The organism is Nocardia sp. N2S4-5 (assembly GCF_044628355.1).
GTDB classification, from domain to species: Bacteria; Actinomycetota; Actinomycetes; order Mycobacteriales; family Mycobacteriaceae; genus Nocardia; species Nocardia wallacei_B.
This window is the reverse complement of the sequence record NZ_JBIUPM010000001.1, coordinates 5601189-5617470: the sequence shown is the minus strand read 5'-3', so window position 1 is coordinate 5617470 and position 16282 is coordinate 5601189. Positions and strand designations below refer to the sequence as shown.

Here is a 16282-nt window from a genome sequence, read left to right as displayed (position 1 = left end):
CCACAGTCGCCCTTTCAGGAGAGTTCAGCGCGGCCGGCGGTCGGGGCCGCGAAGGTCAGCACCACCGTGTTCGTGTCGGGAAATGCCGCGTCGGGGATCACCTGCTCGCCGTCGACGAGCACCAGCAGGGAGAGCGGAAACCGGCCGAAGTTGTGCGGGATAGTCCACGTCGCGCCCGGTGTCGTCTGCACGTGTTCCAAGCCGGCATCGCCGGGCGGGCCCGGTGGCCCCGGCGGGCCCGGTACCGGCACATAGCCGTTCCCACAGCACGACATCAGCAGCCGCCTCGGTGGTAGACGCGGCCGGCCAGCCACGTGTACGGCTCGACACCGGGCGATTCCAGATGAATCGACGCGAGAGCCTCGCGCGGGATTTGCCGGGCGTCGACGGGTGCGATGTGGAATTGGAGCCACTCGCCGTTGACCGTGCCGGTGACGATCAGCGACCAGCCCCACGGATGCGATAGGTGCAGCGTCGCGGCGGTGTCAGTGGGCCAGCCGTCACAGCGGCGGTAGGACAGGTTGACCGGGTCGCCGCACACCACGTTGACGCGCAGCTCGCCGGGCGAGTTGCCGGACCCGGTGACCAGCGGTGTGCAGCAGTCGACCATGTGGGGGACCGTACGGGCCGAGCGTGCACGGACGCGGTCAGAGCCGAGGCCGCCACCGGCTGATCACTTCTCCGGATGTCTGGTGATTGGTGCACAGGTCCAGGTAGCCAAGGGAGAGAACGCCGTTCGGGAGCACGGCGTTCATCGGAAACCGGACCAGGCTGGGCAGCTGGCAGTGGTCACACCAGAGCCCGGTATCCGGCGTGCCGGGCTCTGGGGCGACCACGACCACGCGGGAGCGGTCAACCATCGACGCGGGGTGGCCAGCTCCAGTGGCCTGGCTTCGGTTCTTCGGAGAAGCGGACGTTTGTCTTGTTGGAGAACCCGTTGTCGTAAAAGACGACCAGGCTGACGCGGGATTCGGGGGCGTCGTCGGTGCCGAAGTCGTCGCGAACGCCGGTGATCAATGCGGCCAAAGGCTGCGGTCGAAACTCGCCGCCCGGAGTGCCGTAGGTCTGGTAGTGGACGATGCGACCAATGCTGGGAGTTGGCATGCCCGGCAAGTTACGAACCGGGCGTGCACGGTGACCGTTAGCGGTCGAGCATCCACACCAAGTCCCCGCGGAGGCGGCCGTTCTGGGTCTTCTCGCAGACGATCCGCTGGCCGTCTGGGTTGAACCAGCGGGCCCCCTCGTCGAGACAGGAGTCTCCCGCGCGCACCGGCGTGTTGGGATCGGCGGGGATCGTGCCAGGTGCCGGCCACCAGACGTGGGCGTCGGTGTGGGCCACCTGCACGCAGTAGGCGTCATGGCCGTCGGTAGTGCGGGCCGCGGGCGTACTGGTGGTGGATTCGCAGTAGGCGCCGAGCGTGACCGTAGGCCGCGGCGCGGGCTGGCCGGCGGAACCGGAGTCGAACGGGCCGGCGGCGGCGATCGGGCTGGCGCCGAGCAGGACGGCGCCGCAGAGCATGGCGGCGCGAATGGTGCGCGTGAGCATGAGATCCCCCAGATGAGGTCGGGTGAGTGAGCCATCCCCCGACCGCGATCATCCTGCCATGTGCCGCCAGTGCCCGCGTTGAATCGGCGAACTTGGCCCCGCCCACCAGGTTTGGGCGGGGCCGCGCTACCGGCGTAGTCCGGCGAGCCGCGCCTGGAACGCCTGGAAGGTCTTCATCTCCTCGGCCGGAGTGAAGCCTGCGACCTGCCGCTGTCCAGGCTCGGGCCGATAGAGGTCGCGGCGCAGCGCCTCGAGCTGCTTTTTGTCCATGCCCTCTTCGAGCATGGACTCGACGATGTCGAGTAGGGCGTGTAGTTCCAGCTGCTGGAGCGGCTGGGCGATACCGGCCAGTATCAGGCGGGCGCGGATCCGTCGCCAGTTCCTTACCGCGATCGCGGCGAGGGTGACGACGGCCCGGTAGGGCGTCCGGATCCCATGGTGACCAGTTCTTTGATGAGGTCGTTGTAGAACGCTTCGCTGAGTTCACCGTCCCAGGTCCACCCGCGGATGTCTGCGATGGATTTCGCGGACACGTGCCGGTTCATGAAGTCCTGGAAGTCGCCGCGCGCCGCGCCGGCTTCGCCGAATCCGAAGATCGACAGGTATTTGATCGCGGCTGCTGAGGGCTGTACGACCTGGATTTCCTTGTCGTGCACCGTGATCACCTTGCCCGACCATGCTGGCGCCGCAGGTGGCGCAGGCGTGTCGACGGCACTGCCGGTGCTGTCGATCACCTGGGGCGTGGCCTGGCGGCGCTCGAGCGCTGTGCGTTTCGCCTTCAGCCTCATCTCCTCGAGCCGCAGTTCCTGCATCTCGAGGCTCTCGATGTTCTCCTCGACAGGGTCAGGTCCCCAATCGACGTCGGCGTCGGAGGTGGGAGTCACGGCCGAGGCCGCCGCTGCGGCGGATTCGGAGGCTCGGTATTCCATGGCGTGCTCGGCCGCGGCCGCGTCGGTGTCGAAATCGGTGGTGCCTTCCGGTGGCTCGAACATCCCGTTTCCCCAATCTGCCTGCTGGTGGTAGTTGCCCGCGGACGGTAGGCGGCGGGCGTGCACGCACGACACAGGAGTGTCTACCAGTAGACAGGTGGGAGTCCTCCCGCTAAAGTGTCTACCAGTAGACACACTGATAGGAGTGGTTGTGAGTAATCCAATCGTCATTACCAACGCCAATGAGCTTTACGCCGATGGCACTGACTCGATCGACTGGACCGCCGAGCCGATTTTCCAGTTCGCGACTGAGGTCGATGCGCTGGTCGTGTTGCAGAATCTTGGCGACGATCTGCGCAGAGCTCGCGAGGAGGAGCGCCACGTTCTGCGGTACATGGAGGCCGCAGCCAAAGCCGCCCGGGCCGGCACCACCGAAGACGGTCCGGTCAAGCCGCAAGCGATCATCGGCCATTCCGGTGTCTCGCGGCGCACCGTCTACAACTGGCTCGGGTCCGACGACGCTACGGAATGACCGGGTAAGCGAAGATGTCCAACCGGGTGTCGCCGGTCTCGATGTGGTTTTCCACCTCGTTGGCGTACGCGGCGTTCGGGCTTGGCGACCACGAGTCACGCACCACGTATACGGCGACACGCACTTTCAGCATCTGCCCGGGCGCCAGCACGACGTCCGGCCCGATGGGCGTCGTTGCCTCGCCTTGGCGGTGTTCCCAGACGCCGAACACCGCGACGCCCGCCGAGACCAGACCGAGGTCGATGCCTCCCCCGTGGCGGCCGGTCTGCATGGTGACCGGCGGATCGGCCGGCGCGGTGCCGGACGCCCAGCCGCGGCGCTGTTCGACTACGAATCGCTTGTTCGCGGTGGTGATCACCTGCGATGCGCCCCGCGTGCACAGGCCGTAGGCGTGCTGGCTGATCGTGGTGTCGTTAGTCCACGCGACCTGCAGCGTATGGGACAGGACTTCGGCGGTGTCGGTGAGCGGGTCGACGACGGTGCCGGTGGCGCTGCCGGTTTCGACGTGCCGCCACTGCATCCAGGGATGCGGGGACACGACACCGTCGGTGGTGTCGAAGGCGGCCGGATTAATGCACGGCTCGGTCATTCAGACCACCTCCAGCAGTGGAGCGCAGAACAGGCGCAACCGCACCCAGCGGGCGAGCGCCTGGTAGAGAGGGCTGGTGCCGCCGCGCCATTCACCGGGCGTGGTGAGCAGGCACTGGTAGCGCACGTGCACGGTCTCGCCGTCGGCGACGGCGCCGAGCTGGTGCATGCTGGTCCAGTCGTCCCAGTCGTTGAACAGGCGGGAGTAGATCGTCTGATTCAGCTGGGACGGTGTGGTTTTGATGCGGGCTCCGATGCCGGATCCGACCGCCGAGGGCAGCGCGGCCTGGGGTGAGATGCCGATGTCGAACGACCAGGCGTCGTCGAGGACCACGGTATTCGGATTGCTGGTGATGATGCTGCGTGGGGCGCGGTGGATGCCGAGGTGGCAGTTCTGCCAGGCGCCGGTGGAGTTGGTCCAGATGAGGTCGGTGTCGATGAGCGGCACGGGGTCGGGGCTGTTCTGGATCTGCCCGTCCTTGCTGCTGGTGGCGAAGCGGACCTCGGCGACGCGCGGCAGCCACGCTTCGGCGAAATCGACGCCGTTCAGATCCGAGATCATCCACTCGCTGGTGCAGATGCGCAGACTCATCGCAGTGCCTCGTCCTGTAGCGGGGCCGCGAACAGCTGCAGCCGGGTCGACCGCGCATATGCCTCGTGCAGCGGGTTGTTGGCCGCGGCGTTGGTGCTCCAGGGCGGCGGGGTCCAGACGTAGCAGCGGTAGGCGACGGTGATGGTGGACCCGGCCGGGAGCGGGTCCTCGAGCCAGGTGTCGGAGCTGGTCATGTCCGAGTGCAGGTGGACTCGGCCGTAGTAGGGCTGGCTGGTGTTGTCGACGCCGATGTCCAGCGACGTGCCGGATTGGCTGAGCAGCACCCGCGACGGGTCCGGGGTGCGAGGGGCCTCGTCGATCCCGACCTCGACGGCGTCGCGGAACTGGATCGCGTTCGGGTTGCTGCAGATGATGGTGCGGTAGGCGCGGGTGAGGCGCAGCAGCATCTGCGAGGGCAGCGGCGAATTCGACACCCAGGACACCGACGTGTTGATGAGCAGCTTGCCGGGCAGCCGTGTGTTGCGAGCGAGGGTGCCGTCGCCGGTGCTGGTGCCGGTCTGGTCGCCGACGAGCCGGAACACGCTCCATGGCTCGATGCCCAGCGCACCGGCGGTGATGTCGAGGTTGCGGGAGACACACACGGCCATTGCTCATCCTCCGATCGGGAGGCGGGTCAGGGACAGGGATGTCAGCACGGTGGGGTCGGCGGCCGATGATCCGATGTCGCGAGCGACTTGCGAGGCCGCGTGGCTGGTGATCACCTGGCCGGCCGATAGCGCGAAGGTGTCGACCAGGTAGAAGGCGACGAATTTCGAGGGGTCCGGGACTTCCTCTTGGGCCATGCGTGTCTCGCCGTCGATGCGTAGGAGTGCCTTGGATATCGCCGCGATCGAGGTCCGGAACACCAGGTGGTAGATGATCAGGTAGGTGCCGGCGGATGGGATGATCACCTCTGGGGCGGGGGTGGAGAAATTCCAGGTCGGCGACCGGTTGATCATGGTGTCCCAGCCGACCGTGATCGTGCTGTTCGCGGGCACCGTCTGAGCGGCCGAACGGGCAAGGTTCAAGTGCAGGAACGGATCCGCGACCGCGTCGGCGTCTTCTCCGGCCGCGGGCGGCTGTGCGACCACGACGCTGCCGCCGTTGACGTAGGACACGATGAGGTTGTCGGTATCCGGGTCGGTTGAGAACACCCACTTGCCGCACCGCACCGAGGTCGGATGCTCGACGGCGCCGACCCGCTGGTCCATGTCGCGGGCCCACTCCTGGTCCGATCGCGGTGGCGTCTTCTTCTCGGTCGTGCCGGTCACAGGATGCCTCCTGTCCCTGGGTCGAGCTCGACCGGCTGGGTCACCGCGTCGAAGGTGACACGCACATCGCGGGCGCCGGCGGTCCAAGCCACTTCAGCGGTTTTCAACCGCATGAGCGTGGACAACTCCTCCCCCGCGTGCACGGCGAACACCGTGCCGGGCACGAGGTCGGCGGTGGCGACCGGGGCGTCGGGGTGCAGGCTGGCGCCGGGCGGTACCTCGAGGATGTCGCGCAGGGCGCCGACTTCGGAGAGGTATTGGCGGGCAGCGGCGGTGATGTTGGAGACGCCGCCCAGATCGTCGAGGCTGAGCAGCGCCTGCAGGTGCAGGCCGGCCATCTCGATGGTTTCGGTATGCGCCCAGTTCTTCCCCTGCACGCGGACGTCGTTGGCGCTGCGTTTGCCGGACCGGACGCGGCGCAGGCCCACCATGAAGTCACATTCCTGCAGGGCGGTGACCGGTGTGGTGCTGGGGGTGCCGAGGATGGCGCGGCCGGCGACCACGGTCCAGTCCAGGCCGAGCCGCACCAGGCGCTCCATGACCGTGTTCAGCATTTCGAGGTCGGCGGTGGCTGCGAAGTCGAAGCGCTCAGTCACTGTGGGCGGGAGCACGGTGGGATCAGCGTCGATGCCGTGTAGGTCCAGCATTGCCCGCCACAGCTCCGCGGCGATCGGTGCGAGGTCGAGCCGCTGCCATTGCCGCGAGGTCGGTGCGCGGGTGTACCACTGGAAGATCGCGGTGTCGTGGACCTGGATCTGGGTCGCGCCGGTGATGAGCTCGGTGCCCGCCTCCTGCACGGGCCCGGACCAGACCGGGACGTCGTCTTCCCACACGTCGATCCAGTGCAGCCACGGCACGAGGTCTCCCGCGTCGACGTAGGAGGTGGAGATCTCGCAGCGGGACAATTCGTTGCGTTCCCGCGACCACAGGACATCGGTGGTTTCGTCGCACGGGATCTGGCCGACCGGGCGCCCGTCGACGGTGCGCACACCGATGGCAAGACGGGTGGCGTCCATCGGGTCCGCGAGGCTGCTGGTCATGCGGGCCTTCCTGTGGTTTCGACGGTCACGGTGTATTCGGTGCCGGGCGCGGACTGGGCGACGAGTTCCCAGCAGCCCGGCTCCAGCAGCGTGGACCGCCACGGTGCACCGGACGGGGTGGCGATGATGCCGCCCTGCTTGGTGCGCTGGCCGGCGATGATGGCGTAGCCGCGGCCCTCGACCGAGTCGGCCACCACGGTGGCGCCGGCGGGCAGGCCGGTGATCGACAGTTGGCCGGTCTCGTCGCAGGGGTCGGTGGATCCGCATGGCCGCCACCAGAACTGGACCGTGATGTCGGCCTCGGCGCCGGCGGTGATGCGGATCGTGGCGGCGGTCAAGTCGCATGCCGAGTCGCCGACTTCGAACTCCCATGTGCGGGTTTCGATTTCGCATACCGGCAGGCAGCCGCCGCACACTGGGATCGGGGCGGGGCGGGTGTCGATGGTTTGTGGCGGGCACACGGTGGACAGCAGCACCGGCAGTTCGCAGGTGGCGCCGCCGCAGTCGGGGGTGTGGGCCCATTCGATGTTGGCAACGATCTCGCTGTCCCAGGTGACCGGGTGGGCGGTGGTCTCGGTCCACGGGTACGGGTCCAGGGCCGAGAGTTCGAACTCGACGCGGGCCATGCTGGCCTGCTGGTGCTCGGCGACGGGGCGGCCGGCGACCTCGCGCACGACCGCGGGCTGGGTGAGCACCACGCGCCGCATCGTGCGGGCGAGGCCGACCGGCGTGAACTGTTCGGGGTGGGCGTCGAGGTAGTGCAGGACCTGCGGTTTCTTCGCGGCGCGCAGCTGGCAGTTCAGCCACCGCAACCCGAATCTCTCGCCGCGGTGGGTGCAGGCCCACAGCAGCGCCGAGAACGACAAGGTCCGGAAGGTGTCGCGGTGGACACCGGCGACGCCGCCGGCGCAGATCGCTTCGGAGATGTCGCGGTCGACCGGGATCGCGTCGAAGCCTTCCGCCGACATCACCCACACCCCCAGGAACTCCCGGCTGGTGTCGGTGCCGTCGTACCAGGGGGCGGTGGTGATGTCGGTGTAGGGCGGGTCGGCAAGATATGCGCCGAGCCCCGGCCAGGAGTCGTCGTAGCGCACTTGCAGGTTGCGGCACGGCGCGCACGCGGTGTCGGCGAAGGCCTCGGCGTCGGTGGCCGGTATGCCGGGCGGCCCGACGAGCGCGACCACGCGGGAGCTGTTGGCGATCTCGAGATCGCCCAACGCCAGCCAGCCTCGGAACACGGGTCACCTCTTCCTATTTCGGCATCAGCGACAGCAGGCGGTCCTGCACGCGGTCGGCGTCGCGTTCCCCGCCGCGGAAGTACATCGGCGCGTGCACGGTGGTCCGGTGCTCGCGGGGCGCCTCCAGCATGTCGGCGATGCGTGCAAGCCGGTCGTAGGAGCTGGTCTCCGCGGGATCCAGCACCCGCTCGCGCAGCGCGGTGTCCTTCACCATCAGGCCCTTGCCGATCGCCGCACCGCCGGAATCGAACGAGTCGATCGCGGCGCCGGCACCTACGGCGAGGGTGCCGACGAGTACCGCGGCCACGCCCGCCAGGGCGGCGCCGACGACGGCGCCGATGGCCGCGCCGACCGCGGTGCCGATGACGGGGATGACGCTGCCGATCGCGGCGCCGATCGCGGTAGCCGCGAGCTGGATCATCGCGGCGAGGATCGCGGTCATGATCGGAATCACCACCGACACAATCAGATACCGCAGCACCGCCTTGATGAGCTCGCGGTTGATCCTGTTCTGTTCCGACATCGCCAGCTCGATGGACGACTGGTTGCGCTGCATCAGCGCGGCCGTGTCGGAGACGAGCCGGCCGCTCTCGTCGAAGGTGCCGAACAGGTCCCCGCGGAACTCGGTGATCTCCTCGAGGGTGTCGATCAGCACGTCACGGACTTGGATCTCGACGCCGGTGAGCCGCACCAGCATATCGATCATCGGTCCGCCGGAGATGTCCTTGCCGAGCACACCGCGCGACTCGTCGACCTTCGAGGGTTGTTGCGCGAGAGCGGCTTTCGCCACGTCGTTGGCGACGGACATGAAGGCTTGCTGCGCGGTGTTCGCCACCGACACCACCGCGTCGCTGATGGCCTTGGTGGCATCGAACGCACTGCCGGGCGCGCCGAACGGCGGCGGTGCGGTGCCGGCACTGGTGCCGACGTCGAGGTTCTGCACGGCCGTGGTGGTGCGGTCGGTGCCGTCGGTGATCTGATCCCCTACCCCGCCGAGCCATTGCTGGACCACTTGGATCCCGGCGTTCACGGCCGATTCCATGATCGGCGCGAGCACGCCGCCGGTGACCCGGTTGGCGATGTCGGTCAGCTGCTCGCGCAGTTGCTCGGTCTGCTCGCTGATGACCAGCTCGGTGGTCGAGGCGTTGCGTTCCAGCAGCGCGTTGGTGTCGGAGATCAGCCGGCCCTGCTCGTCGACGCGGGCCTGGCCGTCCGCGAACGCGGCCGCGTCCTGGGCGCGCTGCTCCTGGGTCTGCTCGGCTGCCTGCTTCGTGGCGGTGTCGACCAGCGCTTTCAGCGAGTCGGAGACGACGCGGGCGATGCTGTCGCCGAAGGCACCGGCGACCGCCGATGCCGCAGCCGCAGCATCGGCGGGGCTGGGCTGTGCCAGTTGCGCCGTCGCTACCGCCGGGGCCGTCGCGCCGGTCGTCGCGGCCGGCACCTGCGGAGCCGGTGCTGGGGGCGCGGCGCTGCCGAGGAGTGCGCGGGCGCCTTCCCAGTTCACGATCTGCACGGGGATGGCGAATGCGCCTGCGCCACCGACGAGGCCGTCCACCGCGCCGCCGGTCTGGAATCGCGGCACGGCCTTGTTCATCGACAGCAGCAACGGCCCGAACACTTGGGACGCGCGCCGGTTCATGACGATCTCCTGCGGCTCCAGCAGGGCCGGCACGATGTCGCCGTATCCGGCACCGGGAACCGGGCCGCCGCGCTGGTAGCCACCGGCCTGGTCATAGGCCGCCGACAGCGACCCGTAGCGCGACAGCGCATACCGCATCGAACTGGAGATGTTGGCGGTCGGGTCGATACTCACGCCATATAGGTAGGGGCCCTTGTCGAACGCCGGGTCCTTGTACGCCTCGTAGGTGGGACGGATCACCTGCATCAGCCCGACGCTCGGGGTTCCCTTCTGGGCGTTGATATCCCACAGGTTCACGGCGTCGGTGCGGCCGGCGGACTCCTGCTGCATGCGGCGCAGCGTGGAGTTGGTCAGAGCCAGCGGCAACTGGTAGTGGCCGAGCAGGTCACGCACCAGGTCGCGGAACATTTCGACGTCGCCGCCCGGTGGCACGTCCTCGCGTTTCTGGTCCTCGGTGTCGGCCTGGCCGGTGATGTGCTCGCGCACCTTGGCGCGGAAGTGGTCGAAGAACGCGCGCGGCAGCCGGCCGAATTCGCCACCGAATTCCGGGATCGACTCGGCGACACCGGCCAGCGCCGCATCGAACGCATCGGCCACCCGATCCTGGATCGACCCGAACAGCCTGCTCGCGCCATTCCGCAGGGCGCCGACGATGCCGCCGGGTTTGTCGCCCGGATTGCCGGGCGGGTGGTCCATGGCCCAGTGGACATGTGAGCGGTGCTGGTCGTTGGTCGGCTGCCCGAAGTTGAACGGTTTGCCCTCGTCGATGTTCTGCCAGCCGTCGAGCGGCCAGTGGATCAGCTCACGGGAGTCGGGCCCGTAGGTCTCGTAGATCCAGCGCGCGGTGTCCTTCATCGCCTGTGACGGCACCTCGCCGGTGGCGAAGTCCCCGGCCATGTTGCGGCCGTGGAAGTCGTTGGCACCCGGCCGGTATCCGGACGTCCACTGCATGCTCGGGAAACGCTCGCGGATCAGGTTCCACATGGTGGTCGGGATGATGCCGCCGGAGGCGAACCCGAAGAATCGCCGGACGCCGTCCACGCCGCCCGCGCGGGCCGCGGCGTTCATCGCACCCCACCGGCCGGGCCCGAGGGCGCGCACCACTTCCGGGCGGGCGATGCCCTCACCGCCCGACAGATCCAGGCCCACACCGGGGTTGGCGACCGACACGAACCGGTGCACGTCGCGGCCGGGGGTGTAGCCGGGCAGGATGCCGCCGCGGGCGAACGGCAGGGTGACCGGGTCCATCGGCTCGACCCCGGGCAGGAACCTCGCCACCGCGTTCCACGCTTTCAGCAGCCCGTTGTTCCACACGGTGTCGATCACGAACTTTATCGGGGCTTTCGCGGCTTCCTGCAGGCCCGCCCACTTCTCACTGATGCCGCGCACGCCGGACTCGAACCAGCCCTGCACGGTGAGCAGGCCGTCGCCGAGGGCCTTGAACACGGTGTCGACGATCCAGTCCTTGGCCTCGGTGAACTTCGTCGAGACCCACTCCCAGGCACCGACCACGGCACCGGTGACGGTGGTGACGACGTCGTTCCACCAATTGAAAATGTCCGACATCGTGGTCAGTCCGAGGACGATCTGGTCCTTCAGCTCGTTGAACACGGGGATGACCAGCGGAATGATCACGTTCGAGACGAGCCAGGTGAAGGCATCGATCGCCCGAATGATGAACGGGGTCAACGAGATCAGCACGTCGATCAGCGGCGGAATGATCTCCGCGGCGAGCCGCGCGAGTTCGGGCAGCAGCGGCACCACCGCGAGCAGCAGATTCGAGAACGACCCCACCAGCTCCGGCAGCATCGGCGCGATCGCGATGAGCGCGCCGGCGAGGGCTTGCCCAATCGTCATCGCGACCTCGGCGAGCACCGGCGCAATCTCGGCAATCACCGGACCCATCTGCTCGGCGAACGCCGCGATCACCGGTGCCAGCGCAGTCGCGACCTCCGTCAGCGCCGGCGCCAGCGCCAAGATCACCGCGGTCAGACTCTCCGCGAGCAACGGCAACAGCGGAGCTACCGCGTTCAGGATCGCGGCGAAGGCCTCGGCCAGCGGTCCCATCGCGGGGGCCAGGGCGTCGATCGCGCCGACGAGGGCCTGGCCGATCGTGACCACGATCTGCGACAGCGGCCCGATCAGCGGGGTCAGTGCCGCGCCAAGGGATTTCAGCAGCTCGACCAGCACCGGCAGGATCGGCTCCATGCCCGTGGCCAGCGCGGCGATGAACTCCGCGAGCGAGGGCATCACCTCGGCGAGCGAGCGGGCGAAGACATCGCCGAGGCTGCCCAGCGCCGGGGCCAGGATGAGCAGCGACTCGCCGATCGACTCGAACAGCGGCCGCAGGGCCGGCAACACCTGCGCGGCCAGCTCGGCGAACGAGAGGACGAGGTCGTGCAGCAACGGGCCGACACCCTGGAGTGCCTCGGTGAATCCGGTGAGGACCTCGCCGAGCAGCCCGGAGTCGGCGAGCTCGGTGAACGCGGACCCGAGTTCGGTGGCGATACCGCCGAAGGCCTGCCCCATCGCCAGCGCGAAGGGCTGAGCGGCCTGCACCATCGCCGAGAGCCCGGACAGGAATCCCTCGCTGCCCTCCCGCATCCCCCGCAGCAAGTCCGTCGTCGAGGCGAACACCGCGTCCAGCCCGGCGATCCCCTCGCCGGAGGTGAGGAAGTCAGCGAAACCCTTGGCGCCCAGGTTCAGCTCGGTCGCGACCGCGCCCATGCCGTCGCGCACGCTCGGCAGCACCTTGTCCGCGAGGTCGCGCAGCGTACCGTCGAGGCCTTCGAACAGGTTGTCCTGGATGGCTTTTCGGGCGGCCTCCCAGGTGGGTGCCAGCTCCTGCGCGGTGGTGACGAACGCCGCCGCCTCGGGTGAGAGTTTCGCCAAGGCCTGGGCGAGCTTCTCGGCGCTGGGCGTCGCGGCGTTCTGGGCGTCGGTGACCGCCTGCTGGGCGCGCGCGACCTGAGCATTCGCCTGATTGACCGAGGCCTGAGCGTCGGCGACCCGATCGCTGGCGGCGGCCGCGCGTTCTTTCGCGGCGACGACCCGGTCGCTGCCGTCGATACCCTTGGCTTCGGCCTCGGCCGCTTCGGCGGCCACGTCTCGGCCGTTCTCGACGGCCTGGTCGAGACGCAGCTGGGCGCGCTCGACCCGCAACAGCGCCTCTTCGCGGTCCTCCTGGCTGGTCGCCTTGGCGACGTCGCGCTGCGCCTTCCGCAGCGCGGCCGCGGCCTCCTTCTGGTCCAGCACCGAGCCGCGGAGTTTGAACTGGTACTCGGCCAGGTCCTCGGCCGCCTGCTCGTAGGCGTCGCCGATGTCGCGGGTCGCAGACTCGGCGTCGCGCTGCGCAGAGGTCAGGGACCGCTGCGCCGATTCCGCGGAGCCGGTCGCCGATGCCAGCTGCTCGGTCGCCGCAGCGACCGCCTGGGCCTTCGCTTCCGCTTCGGCGGGGCCTGCCTCGCTGGCCGCCGAGACGGCGTCGAACGCGTCTTTCATGCCCTGCAGGCCGACCACGACAGTGCCGATGCCGGCGCCGAGGGCCGGGCCCAGCGCGGCGCCGGCGATCGCGAGGCCGCCGATCGCGCCAGCCGCGATGCCCGCGGCGCCGCCGATCGCGGCGACCGCGGCGGTGACCGCGCCGAGTTTCCCGGCGGTGGCGGCGACCGAACCGATCTCACCGCCCAGCCGCGAGAACGCCGACCGCGACGCATCCGCTTGCAGGCGCTGCCGCTCGGTGTCGCCACCACCGCCGGTCTGGAGCGGCACCACCCGGGTCTGCTGCTGGGCGGCGCGTTCCGCGAGCTCGGCGCTGCGCTGACGGGCCGCGGCCACCCTCTCCTCGGCCTGCGCGACCCGCACGGTGGCCTGCTCGACGCGCTCGGTCGCGGCTTGGCCGCGCTCGATCAGCTTCTCCCCGGCACGCCGGACTTCGGCCAGTCGTTGCTCAGCTGCCTCGACGCGCTCAGTGGCGGCCTTGCGGAGTGCGCCGTCCGGGTCGTCGTCGCTGCCGATGCCGGCGAGTTCCGTGCGCGCGGCCGCCGCCGCGGCCGCCGCTTCCCGCTCCGCGATCGCGTTGCGTTTGAGCGCCAGCTCGACGTCTTTGAGATCGGACGCGCTGCGCTTGCGGGCACCCGACAGGGCGTCCGCGGCGGCGAGCTGTTCTTTCTGCGCTCGTGCCAGATCTCGCTGGCCGGCCGCGGCGTCTTTGATCGCGGCCTGTGCCGCGGCCGAGGTCGCGCGATCGACGTCGATGCGGATCTGCTGGGTGATCGGCGGTGTCTCGGCCTGGACCCGGCGGCGCATCGACTGCACGTCGCCGAGGACGTCGGAGGTGTCGAGGTCGACGGGGATCGTAACCGGCTGGGTGTCGGCAGTGCGCTGCGCCTCCTGGGTGGCGCGCGCGGTCTCTCGCCGCAGATCGTCGGGCAGCTCGAAGTGGATCTGCAGCCCGTCGCGGGTGAGGTCCCGCTGGACGTCACGCATCGCGTCCGCGACAGCCCGCTGCAGCTGGCGCTCCAGATCCGACGCGTCACCGTCGATCGTGACGCGGATGCTGCCGACCGGGGCTGTCAAGCCGCTGCCCTCCGGGCGCGATACCGGCGCGACGCCTCGTTGCGGCAGGTGCGGCATTCACGACGGCCGCGCTGCCGGTAGACGTTGTCCGCGGTGAGCGCATGCCCTGCGACACAACGGATCTTGTTCGCGTTGGGGTTGCGGCCGTGCGCGACGGTGTCGCGGTTGTTCGCGGCCGGTGTGTCGTAGCGCAGGTTCGCCACCCGGTTGTCGGCCGGGTCGCCGTTGTTGTGGCAGACCGCCGAGCCGGCTGGGCGAGGACCGGCGAAGGCTTCCATGACGAGCGTGTGGACCTTGACCGTCCGCCGTTCGTTCGGCCGACGAAGAGTGACGAGGAGATATCCGTCGTCGACGGTGGTCGGCTTCAGGATTCGTTCGCGGACACGGATCTGCTTGGCCGTGCGGTGAGGAATGGTGCGCGCGACGGACTTCACACGTCCGTGGCTGGACACCTCGTAGTAGCCGTGCCAGCCCGGCACCGGCACCCAGATTTCTCCAGCGCTCGCGGCAAGGCGGTCGCAGGCGGCTGTCATGGCGCCGGACCGTACGGAGCAGGCGTGCACGCCCCGGTCGACACGACCAGGCCGGGAACGCAGTGAGCCCCACCTGCAACGGGTGCAGGTGGGGCTCGGGAACCGGGGTCAGCCGGTCAAGTGGTGGTGGCCGGGATCAGTCCTCGGTGGGCCGGTCCGCGTAGCGGCCGGGCTCGCCGGACAGGGCGGTGGTGGTCAGCTGGTCGGCGGCCTTCATCAAGGTCGACACCGCCGGATGGTCGGCTCCCACCAGGGCTGCGGCCTTTTCGGTCAGGGCTTGGATGTCGTCGCGTAGCTGTCGTGACGTAGCCAGATCGGATGCCAACAGTGACTCCTATCCTCGGGGTGCACAGGCACTGGCCGGAACGTCGACCGATCCGGACCGGTCGCTGAACGTGAACGGGTGTCCTTGGATACTGCCCCAGATCTCCACTGCCGCGCGCCATGATCCAGCGAAGCAGGTAGACGACACCTCGTAGCGGGCGTCCTTCGCCGGGATCGTGTGGTCCGGCGCCGTTGCCGAAGCCACCTCCCACCGGGAGCTGCCGGCGGGCCGGAACTCCAGTTTCAACACGGCGATGTGTTCTTCCGGCGGCACGGTGCACTGGGCCACGCCGCGCGCCAGAACCTGCGGCGGCAGCACAGTGGGACGGGTCCAGGTGAATTCGAACCCGCACGACTGCGCCGCTGCGTGCGCAGGCGCCGACCCTCCTGTCGCGGCGCCTGCAGCGACGAGTGCGGCAGCGATGACACCGAACGCGACTTCTCGTAACAATCTCACGATTCCTCCATGAAAATGGTTGCAGGGCAATGGTTTCCCCGCATCTACACCGCGGCACCCGGTTCGGGCGCCGCCGTAGTCTTCGTTGCCGCACGTCCCCTACCGCGCGCGGCGCGAGCCTCGAGCGAGCTGATCGGGGGCGAGCGCCCGGTACGCGGCGTTCAGCCGCGGGCATGTGTCGAGTTCGCAGCCGCGGTGTTTCCGCATCTCTGCGCGTGCTTGTGTCTCGGTGAGAGGCTTGGTCGGTGCCTCGTGCGAACGCGCGGCGATGGCGTCGAGAATCTCCTCGGCGGCACGCCGACGCGGGCAGAGGTCGATGCTGCAGCCGCGGTGGATCCGCATCGCCTCGCGGGCCAGCGCTGCGGTGAGCGGCTTGGCCGGCGCAGAATGCGAGAGGGCCTCTCGCTCGGCGGCGAGGCGGTGCTGGATGTCGGTCACCGACAGGCCGGCCGGGACACGGTCGCGCCAGGCCCACAGCGCGCCCCACCCGCAAGCCACCGCAGCGCACAGCAGCGTTGCCGAGATCCACAGCTGGCTCATGGTCTCGGCGCTTCCGCGGCAGGCACGACGTCCCGGTCATCAGAGACGACGGCGATCTTGGCGGTCAGCGTGGGCCGCCACACCCGCACCAACTGGATGTAGCCCTGCTCATTCAGCCACTTACCGGTCGTCCGGGCCGAGGCCTTCGTGCGGTCCGGGCAGACATCGGACAAGGCGCGGGCGAACTCCGCGCGGTGTAGCGCCTGCAAGATGATCTGCTGCGGCCGGTTCAGTCGGTGCAGTTCCGTCGCCAGGGTTCGGCGTCCGCGGTCGGTGACCGCCCACCCGGCGTCCTCCTCCGCGAACTGCCGGCGAACCAGCACATCGAGGATCCGTGTCACGTATCCGAGATGTTTGCCGGTGCTGGTGGCGATTTCGTACGCGGTCCGCGCGTGTGGTTTGGCGACGAGCGCCCGCACGATGACCAGCTGTGACGGCGTGAGTTCGCTTCGCATCGAAATCCTTTCCGCCCGTA

Annotated in this window: 18 protein-coding genes; 1 reads left to right on the top strand and 17 read right to left on the bottom strand. The window is 69.1% G+C overall.

The window, feature by feature from the left end:
- Positions 1-14: 14 nt before the first annotated feature.
- The 6 genes from ACFMRZ_RS25915 to ACFMRZ_RS25890 all read right to left on the bottom strand — a co-directional run bounded on the left by ACFMRZ_RS25915 (position 15) and on the right by ACFMRZ_RS25890 (position 2538).
- A complete protein-coding gene (locus ACFMRZ_RS25915; protein ID WP_400181097.1) occupies positions 15-191 on the bottom strand; it encodes a hypothetical protein in 177 nt (58 codons plus the stop codon).
- A gap of 83 nt (positions 192-274) precedes the next feature.
- A complete protein-coding gene (locus tag ACFMRZ_RS25910) occupies positions 275-610 on the bottom strand; it encodes a hypothetical protein (RefSeq protein ID WP_400181096.1) in 336 nt (111 codons plus the stop codon).
- 242 nt (positions 611-852) lie between these two features.
- The gene (locus tag ACFMRZ_RS25905; protein WP_400181095.1) at positions 853-1104 is read right to left on the bottom strand and encodes a hypothetical protein; all 252 of its coding nucleotides are present in this window, start codon (positions 1102-1104) and stop codon (positions 853-855) included.
- A gap of 37 nt (positions 1105-1141) precedes the next feature.
- Positions 1142-1546 carry a hypothetical protein gene (locus ACFMRZ_RS25900; RefSeq protein ID WP_400181094.1) on the bottom strand — a complete coding sequence of 135 codons (405 nt, stop codon included), beginning with the start codon at positions 1544-1546 and terminating at the stop codon, positions 1142-1144.
- Positions 1547-1672: 126 nt separating this feature from the next.
- Positions 1673-1831, bottom strand: a complete 159-nt coding sequence (locus tag ACFMRZ_RS25895) for a hypothetical protein (RefSeq protein WP_280365894.1) — start codon at positions 1829-1831, stop codon at positions 1673-1675.
- Between the two features lie 98 nt (positions 1832-1929).
- Positions 1930-2538 (bottom strand): hypothetical protein, encoded by a 609-nt coding sequence (locus ACFMRZ_RS25890; protein ID WP_400181093.1) that lies wholly within the window; start codon positions 2536-2538, stop codon positions 1930-1932.
- A gap of 148 nt (positions 2539-2686) precedes the next feature.
- On the opposite strand from ACFMRZ_RS25890, the gene ACFMRZ_RS25885 reads away from it, so the two are divergent.
- Positions 2687-3007, top strand: a complete 321-nt coding sequence (locus ACFMRZ_RS25885) for a hypothetical protein (protein ID WP_400181092.1) — start codon at positions 2687-2689, stop codon at positions 3005-3007.
- On the opposite strand, the gene ACFMRZ_RS25880 is transcribed toward ACFMRZ_RS25885, so the two are convergent.
- The 11 genes from ACFMRZ_RS25880 to ACFMRZ_RS25830 all read right to left on the bottom strand — a co-directional run bounded on the left by ACFMRZ_RS25880 (position 2997) and on the right by ACFMRZ_RS25830 (position 16262).
- Positions 2997-3596, bottom strand: coding sequence for a hypothetical protein (locus ACFMRZ_RS25880; RefSeq protein ID WP_400181091.1), 600 nt, complete (start codon positions 3594-3596; stop codon positions 2997-2999). The two genes, ACFMRZ_RS25885 and ACFMRZ_RS25880, sit on opposite strands and share 11 nt — an antisense overlap.
- On the bottom strand, positions 3597-4187 hold the full coding sequence (locus tag ACFMRZ_RS25875) for a hypothetical protein (RefSeq protein WP_400181090.1): 591 nt from the start codon (positions 4185-4187) through the stop codon (positions 3597-3599).
- Entirely contained in the window at positions 4184-4795 is a 612-nt protein-coding gene (locus tag ACFMRZ_RS25870) for a hypothetical protein (protein ID WP_280360643.1), read from the bottom strand. The genes ACFMRZ_RS25875 and ACFMRZ_RS25870 overlap by 4 nt, the downstream gene beginning before the upstream one ends.
- A 3-nt stretch (positions 4796-4798) precedes the next feature.
- On the bottom strand, positions 4799-5458 hold the full coding sequence (locus ACFMRZ_RS25865; protein WP_280392897.1) for a hypothetical protein: 660 nt from the start codon (positions 5456-5458) through the stop codon (positions 4799-4801).
- Positions 5455-6498: a hypothetical protein gene (locus ACFMRZ_RS25860; RefSeq protein WP_400181089.1), complete on the bottom strand. Its 1044-nt coding sequence runs from the start codon at positions 6496-6498 to the stop codon at positions 5455-5457. The genes ACFMRZ_RS25865 and ACFMRZ_RS25860 overlap by 4 nt, the downstream gene beginning before the upstream one ends.
- On the bottom strand, positions 6495-7736 hold the full coding sequence (locus tag ACFMRZ_RS25855) for a sugar transferase (protein WP_400181088.1): 1242 nt from the start codon (positions 7734-7736) through the stop codon (positions 6495-6497). The genes ACFMRZ_RS25860 and ACFMRZ_RS25855 overlap by 4 nt, the downstream gene beginning before the upstream one ends.
- A 13-nt stretch (positions 7737-7749) precedes the next feature.
- On the bottom strand, positions 7750-13953 hold the full coding sequence (locus tag ACFMRZ_RS25850; protein ID WP_400181087.1) for a hypothetical protein: 6204 nt from the start codon (positions 13951-13953) through the stop codon (positions 7750-7752).
- Complete coding sequence (locus tag ACFMRZ_RS25845; protein ID WP_400181086.1) at positions 13950-14486, bottom strand: NUMOD4 domain-containing protein; 537 nt, start codon at positions 14484-14486, stop codon at positions 13950-13952. Before ACFMRZ_RS25845 ends, ACFMRZ_RS25850 begins: the two co-directional genes overlap by 4 nt.
- A gap of 136 nt (positions 14487-14622) precedes the next feature.
- Entirely contained in the window at positions 14623-14811 is a 189-nt protein-coding gene (locus tag ACFMRZ_RS25840; RefSeq protein ID WP_400181085.1) for a hypothetical protein, read from the bottom strand.
- A gap of 555 nt (positions 14812-15366) precedes the next feature.
- Positions 15367-15807: a hypothetical protein gene (locus tag ACFMRZ_RS25835; RefSeq protein WP_400181084.1), complete on the bottom strand. Its 441-nt coding sequence runs from the start codon at positions 15805-15807 to the stop codon at positions 15367-15369.
- A complete protein-coding gene (locus tag ACFMRZ_RS25830; RefSeq protein ID WP_400181083.1) occupies positions 15804-16262 on the bottom strand; it encodes a hypothetical protein in 459 nt (152 codons plus the stop codon). Before ACFMRZ_RS25830 ends, ACFMRZ_RS25835 begins: the two co-directional genes overlap by 4 nt.
- Positions 16263-16282: the final 20 nt, after the last annotated feature.

Excerpts from the sequence above, each read along its gene's own strand:
- ACFMRZ_RS25905 (WP_400181095.1), bottom strand. The coding sequence starts at position 1,104 with ATGCCAACTCCCAGCATTGGTCGCATCGTCCACTACCAGACCTACGGC.
- ACFMRZ_RS25830 (WP_400181083.1), bottom strand. The coding sequence starts at position 16,262 with ATGCGAAGCGAACTCACGCCGTCACAGCTGGTCATCGTGCGGGCGCTC.
- ACFMRZ_RS25900 (WP_400181094.1), bottom strand. The coding sequence starts at position 1,546 with ATGCTCACGCGCACCATTCGCGCCGCCATGCTCTGCGGCGCCGTCCTG.
- ACFMRZ_RS25895 (WP_280365894.1), bottom strand. The coding sequence starts at position 1,831 with ATGCTCGAAGAGGGCATGGACAAAAAGCAGCTCGAGGCGCTGCGCCGC.
- ACFMRZ_RS25910 (WP_400181096.1), bottom strand. The coding sequence starts at position 610 with ATGGTCGACTGCTGCACACCGCTGGTCACCGGGTCCGGCAACTCGCCC.
- ACFMRZ_RS25890 (WP_400181093.1), bottom strand. The coding sequence starts at position 2,538 with ATGTTCGAGCCACCGGAAGGCACCACCGATTTCGACACCGACGCGGCC.
- ACFMRZ_RS25875 (WP_400181090.1), bottom strand. The coding sequence starts at position 4,187 with ATGAGTCTGCGCATCTGCACCAGCGAGTGGATGATCTCGGATCTGAAC.
- ACFMRZ_RS25845 (WP_400181086.1), bottom strand. The coding sequence starts at position 14,486 with ATGACAGCCGCCTGCGACCGCCTTGCCGCGAGCGCTGGAGAAATCTGG.
- ACFMRZ_RS25880 (WP_400181091.1), bottom strand. The coding sequence starts at position 3,596 with ATGACCGAGCCGTGCATTAATCCGGCCGCCTTCGACACCACCGACGGT.
- ACFMRZ_RS25870 (WP_280360643.1), bottom strand. The coding sequence starts at position 4,795 with ATGGCCGTGTGTGTCTCCCGCAACCTCGACATCACCGCCGGTGCGCTG.
- ACFMRZ_RS25860 (WP_400181089.1), bottom strand. The coding sequence starts at position 6,498 with ATGACCAGCAGCCTCGCGGACCCGATGGACGCCACCCGTCTTGCCATC.
- ACFMRZ_RS25835 (WP_400181084.1), bottom strand. The coding sequence starts at position 15,807 with ATGAGCCAGCTGTGGATCTCGGCAACGCTGCTGTGCGCTGCGGTGGCT.